General features: G+C 75.8%; 4 protein-coding genes. 2 read left to right on the forward strand and 2 right to left on the reverse strand.

Annotated features, from left to right (window positions below; translation table 11 throughout):
- Positions 1–94 precede the first annotated feature (94 nt).
- On the reverse strand, positions 95–1,231 hold the full coding sequence (locus ACFVYK_RS22610; protein WP_389776781.1) for a DUF2786 domain-containing protein: 1,137 nt from the start codon (positions 1,229–1,231) through the stop codon (positions 95–97).
- A 182-nt stretch (positions 1,232–1,413) separates the two neighbouring features.
- Between ACFVYK_RS22610 and ACFVYK_RS22615 the strand changes: the two genes are divergently transcribed.
- Both ACFVYK_RS22615 and ACFVYK_RS22620 read left to right on the forward strand, forming a co-directional pair.
- The gene (locus tag ACFVYK_RS22615) at positions 1,414–2,226 is read left to right on the forward strand and encodes a Clp protease N-terminal domain-containing protein (protein WP_389776784.1); all 813 of its coding nucleotides are present in this window, start codon (positions 1,414–1,416) and stop codon (positions 2,224–2,226) included.
- 106 nt (positions 2,227–2,332) lie between these two features.
- Complete coding sequence (locus ACFVYK_RS22620; RefSeq protein WP_389776786.1) at positions 2,333–4,075, forward strand: bifunctional 3'-5' exonuclease/DNA polymerase; 1,743 nt, start codon at positions 2,333–2,335, stop codon at positions 4,073–4,075.
- Here ACFVYK_RS22620 and ACFVYK_RS22625 read toward each other — a convergent pair.
- Positions 4,076–5,266, reverse strand: a 1,191-nt coding sequence (locus ACFVYK_RS22625; protein WP_389776788.1) for a tetratricopeptide repeat protein, incomplete at its 5' end; no start/stop codon positions are given. It abuts the gene before it with no gap.

Consider the following 5,266-nt stretch of genomic DNA (forward strand, 5'->3'; position numbering starts at 1 on the left):
GGACGGCCCGGACGGACGGCCGGGTGAGCCGCACGGCCGGGTGAGCCGCACGGCCCGGACGGACGGCCGGGGGGCAGGGCAGTCGGCCGGGGGGTCAGGGCAGGTGGGGGCGGGCGCGCATGCGGGCCCGGTCGGCCGCCTCGGCGCCCTCGGTCCAGCCCGCCTCGTCGGTGACCCCGCGCAGTCGCGTGGAGACCGTCTGCGGGAACATGCGGTCCGCCGCCGCGGTGACCGCGACCGCGCGCGTGGCGAGGACCGGCAGCAGAGCGTCGTCGACCGCGGTGTCGGCAGCCGCGGCGATCTCGCCGAGGCGGGCGCCGATGCGGTGCGCGTACGCGGCGAGGAAGGACTGCCGGAACGTCTTGGTCCGCTTGCGTCCTCCGGCCCGCTGGGCCGCCTCGGCCTTCGCCATCGCGGACTGCGCCTGCACCAGCAGCGAGGTGTAGAGCAGCTCGACCGCCTCCAGGTCGGCCTCGAACCCGACCACGGTGGAGAAGGCGAAGGGCTCGTTCCACACCGCCCGGCAGTGGTTGGCCCCGGCGACCGCGTCCAGCAGCACCGCTTTGGCCTGCTCGTAAGGCGGCTCGACGCCGATCCGGCAGGCGCCGGGCGCGTCCGGGCCCGGCGCCTGGGCGTCGAGCAGCGCCTCGTCGACGCTGTGCCGGGCCATCAGCTCCTGCGCCTTCGCGGTGAGCGCCTCCGCCTCCTGGGGGAACCCGGTCGCCTCGGCCTTGGCGAGCAGGGCGCGGATCCGGGTGAGCATGCGGGAGTGCGAGCCCGGGCGGGACTGCCGGTGCGGCTCGCGCTCCTGGAGGGGTTCGAGCGCGGGCAGGCGCAGCAGCAGGCGGTACAGCTCCAGGACCGCGGTGGCGTGCGAGAAGCGGTCGGCGGGCGCCGGCGGGTCGGCGGGCAGCTCCGCCAGCTGGTCCGCCCAGCACCGGCCGCGGGCCCGGTCGTCGCGCGCCTGCGCGCGGATCAACGCCGTCACCAGGCCCACGTGGACGGCGTCCAGCTCGCGGCGCACGATCCGCACCGCGTCCGCGGGCTGCCAGCCCCGCCGCCAGAGCGCCGCGACGAGCTCCCCGCCCCGGCGGGTGAGTTCCGCGTCCGTCGCGGGGTCGGCGGCGAGGAGCGACGCGCCGGTGTCGAGGGCGGCGTCGGCGCTGTCGTGGAGGGCGGCCCGGAAGGCGCGTTCGACGGTGTCGGCCGGACTGCTGCTGGTGCTGCTCACCGCTCGATCGTGTCACGGGGACGGGACGGCCCCCACGCGCGGGAGGGCAGCGCGGCAGCCTCGCGCGCGGGAGGGCAGCGCGGCAGCCTCGCACGCGGCAGGGGCCGTGGAGGGTGCGACGGAACGCCCCTGGGTGACAACCTCGGGTTGACACTCTATGACTGTCAACCTAGGGTTGACACATGACGCATCCACGCCCCGCCACCACATCGGCCGTCCGTCTCGACGACCTCATCGACGCCATCAAGAAGGTCCACGACGAGCCGCTCGAGCAGCTCCAGGACGCGGTCATCGCGGCCGACCACCTCGGCGACGTCGCGGACCACCTCATCGGCCACTTCGTCGACCAGGCCCGCCGCTCGGGCGCGTCCTGGACCGACATCGGCCGCAGCATGGGCGTCACCCGGCAGGCCGCGCAGAAGAGGTTCGTGCCCAAGGAGTCGGCCGACGCGGACGCCGGCCAGAACTTCGGCCGCTACACCCCCCGCGCGCGCAACGTGGTCATGGCGGCCCACAACGAGTCCAAGGCGGCCGGCAACGCCGAGGGGCTGCCCGCGCACCTCGTCCTCGGTCTGCTGGCCGAGCCGGCGGGCCTCGCCGCGAAGGCGATCACCGAGCAGGGCGTCTCCCTGGACGCCGTCCGCGAGGCCGCGACCGCCGTGCTGCCGCCGGCCGTCGAGGAGCCGCCGGAGCTGGTCCCCTACGGCACGGACGCCAAGAAGGTCCTCGAACTCACCTTCCGCGAGGCCCTCCGGCTCGGCCACAACTACGTGGGCACCGAGCACCTCCTGTTGGCCCTGCTGGAGCACGAGAACGGCGAGGGCGTGCTCAGCGGCCTCGGCGTCGACAAGGCGAAGACCGAGAAGTTCCTGGCGAAGGCGCTGGCCGAGCTGGTCACGGCGCAACAGCCGGAGCAGGCACAGCAGCCGGAGCAGGCACAGGAGCCGGAGCAGGCACAGGAGCCGGAGCAGGCACAGGAGCCGGACCAGAAGTAGAGCAGTAGGAGCCGGAGGGGGAGGACGGGGAGCGGCGGGGAGCGGCAGTGCGCGGCGACGGGGCTGAGAAGGGCCGTCTGTCAGACCCCCCTGCCACACTCGGAGCATGGCCGACCGGTGGGCTCTCGCTCCGGCCGAGGACGGTGGCGTGGAACTCGCCCCCCTCGGCCCCGGCGGGCTGCCCGCCGGCCCGGTGCTGAGGGAGGCGGACCCGGCCCGGGCCGTGCGCGAGCGGCCCGAGGTCACCCGCTGGGTCTGGCGCTCCACGGCCGAGGCGTATCCTCCGCTGCTCGCCGCGGGGGTACGGGTCGAGCGGTGCTACGACGTCGAGGACGCCGAGAGCCTCCTGCTGGGCCACGAGGGGCGCTCGGGCGAGCCCCGCTCGGCGGCCGCCGCCATGGCCCGGCTGCGCGGCGGCCCCGTACCGCCGGATCCGCCGTCGCGCGCGGCCGCGCCCGGCGCGCAGTCCCCGCTGTTCGAGCCGCGGGCCGCCGCCCGGCTGCCGCTCGAAGACCTCCTTGCCGTCTACGCCGACCAGCAGCGACGCCACGACCTCACCGAACACCCGGCCCGGATGCGGCTGCTGACGGCGGCCGAGTCGGCGGGCATGCTGGTGGCCGCCGAGATGAACCGGGCGGGGCTGCCCTGGAGCGCGCAGGTGCACCGCGCGGTCCTGCACGACCTGCTCGGCGACCGCTACGCGGGCGGCGGCGAGCCCCGCCGGCTGGCCGAGCTGGCCGACGAGGTGTCGGCCGCCTTCGGCCGCCGGGTCCGCCCCGACCTGCCCGCCGACGTCGTCAAGGCCTTCGCGCAGGCCGGGATCAGGGTCCGGTCGACCCGGCGCTGGGAGCTCGAGTCCGTGGACCACCCGGCCGTGAAGCCGCTCATCGAGTACAAGAAGCTCTACCGCATCTGGGTCGCCCACGGCTGGTCGTGGCTGCAGGACTGGGTGCGGGACGGGCGGTTCCGGCCGGAGTTCATCGCGCACGGGACGGTCACCGGCCGCTGGGTGACCAACGGCGGGGGCGCGCTGCAGATCCCCAAGGTCATCCGCCGCGCGGTGGTCGCCGACCCCGGCTGGCGGCTCGTCGTCGCCGACGCCGACCAGATGGAGCCCCGCGTGCTGGCGGCGATCTCCCGCGACCCCGGGCTGATGGAGGTCGCGGGCCGGGAGAGCGACCTCTACCAGTCCGTCTCCGACCGCGCCTTCTCCGGCGACCGCGGCCAGGCCAAACTCGCCGTCCTCGGCGCGGTCTACGGCCAGACCTCGGGGGACGGTCTGAAGAACCTCGCCGCGCTGCGCCGTCGTTTCCCGCGCGCGGTGGCCTACGTCGACGAGGCGGCCAGGGCCGGGGAGGAGGGCCGGCTGGTGCGGACCTGGCTGGGCCGGACCTGCCCGCCGGCGGCGGGATCCGCCGACGCGGGGCCGGAGGAGGCCGGCATCCCGCTCCCCGAGGACGACGCCGACGCCGCCGGGGCGGGACGCGCGCAGAGGCGGCCGCGAGGAGACCGGGAGGGTGAAGGGCAGGAGTGGGCGCCGGGATACGCCTCGACCGACGCCCGCGCGCGGGGGCGCTTCGCCCGCAACTTCGTCGTCCAGGGCAGCGCCGCCGACTGGGCGCTGCTGTTGCTCGCCGCGTTGCGGCAGGCCTGTGCGGGGATGGCGGCCGAACTGGTCTTCTTCCAGCACGACGAGGTGATCGTGCACTGTCCCGAGGAGGAGGCCGAGAGCGTCGTCGCCGCGATCCGCGAGGCGTCCGACCTGGCCGGACGACTGACGTTCGGGGAGACGCCCGTGCGGTTCCCGTTCACCGCGGCGGTGGTGGAGTGCTATGCCGACGCGAAGTAGTCAGACCCGGCCCGCGAGCAGCTCCCTGAGCTCCCCCGTGACCGTCTTCTCGTCCGTCCCGTCCAGCGCGTCGAGCGCCCGACGCCACTCCTCGTACGCCCGCTCCCCGTGCCCCTGCTCGCGCAGCAGCAGACCGTGCTGGTGGCGGACGAGACCGGCCGTGTAGCGGTCGGCGCGGGCCTCGGCGCGACGCAGCAGTTCGGTGCACTCCCCCAGCGCGCGTTCGACACGGCCCAGCGGCCGCAGGGCGCGCACGAGCCCCAGCCGGGTCTGGGACTCGCCGTGCCAGTCGCCGTGACCGCCGAGTATGCGCAGGCTCTCCTCGAAGTGCGCCAGCGCGGCGGCCGGCTCCCCCAGCGTGAGGTGGGCGTAGCCGATGTTGCAGTGCGCCGAGTGCTGCACGATGACCGCCCCGGTGTCGACCCCGATGGCCAGGGACCGCCGGTGCTGCTCGATCGCGGCGCGGGGATCGGTGTGCTCGTACAGGTTGCCCAGATGGCTGTGGGTGACGGCCTCGCCGTGCGGATCGCCCAGCCGCCGGGAGAACTCCAGGCTCTGGCGCAGCGCCGCCCCGGACTCCTCGTACCGCCCGAGGGCCTCCAGCAGCAGCCCCCGGTTGCTGAGACAGCGCCGGATCCAGGACAGCCGCCCCAGCCGCCGCCAGATGGCCAGGGCCTGGCCGTTGAGGTCGAGGGCGTCGCTCTGGCGGCCGGTCAGGAAGTGCAGGCCGGCGAGATCGCCCAGCGCGTACGCCTCGGCGACCGCGTCCCCGAGCCGCCGCGCCACCCGCAGCGCGGTCCGCCCGAGCACCTCCATCTCCGCCACGCGGCCCCGCCGCTGGAGGTAGGGGAAGATCAGACGCAGGAGGGTGGAGACGACGGCCGCGTCGTCGCCCGCGTCCTCGCCCGCTTCGGCGTCGAGGGCGGCTGAGCCGGGAACGGCTGAGCCGGCGAGGTCGGAGACCGCCGGGTCGGAGACGGCCGGGTCGGCGACGGCCGGGTCGGAGACGGCCGGGTCGGCGACGGCCGGGTCGGAGACCGCCGGGTCGGAGACCGCCGGGTCGGAGACCGCCGGGTCGGCGACGGCCGGGTCGGAGACCGCCGGGTCGGAGACGGCCGGGTCGGAGACCGCCGGGTCGGAGACGGCCGGGCCCGGCGTACCGGAGACGGCCGGGCCCGGCGTACCGGAGAC

This window comes from Streptomyces sp. NPDC058291 (genome assembly GCF_042880855.1).
Taxonomy (GTDB): Bacteria; Actinomycetota; Actinomycetes; order Streptomycetales; family Streptomycetaceae; genus Streptomyces.

Excerpts from the sequence above, each read along its gene's own strand:
- ACFVYK_RS22620 (WP_389776786.1), top strand. The coding sequence starts at position 2,333 with ATGGCCGACCGGTGGGCTCTCGCTCCGGCCGAGGACGGTGGCGTGGAA.
- ACFVYK_RS22615 (WP_389776784.1), top strand. The coding sequence starts at position 1,414 with ATGACGCATCCACGCCCCGCCACCACATCGGCCGTCCGTCTCGACGAC.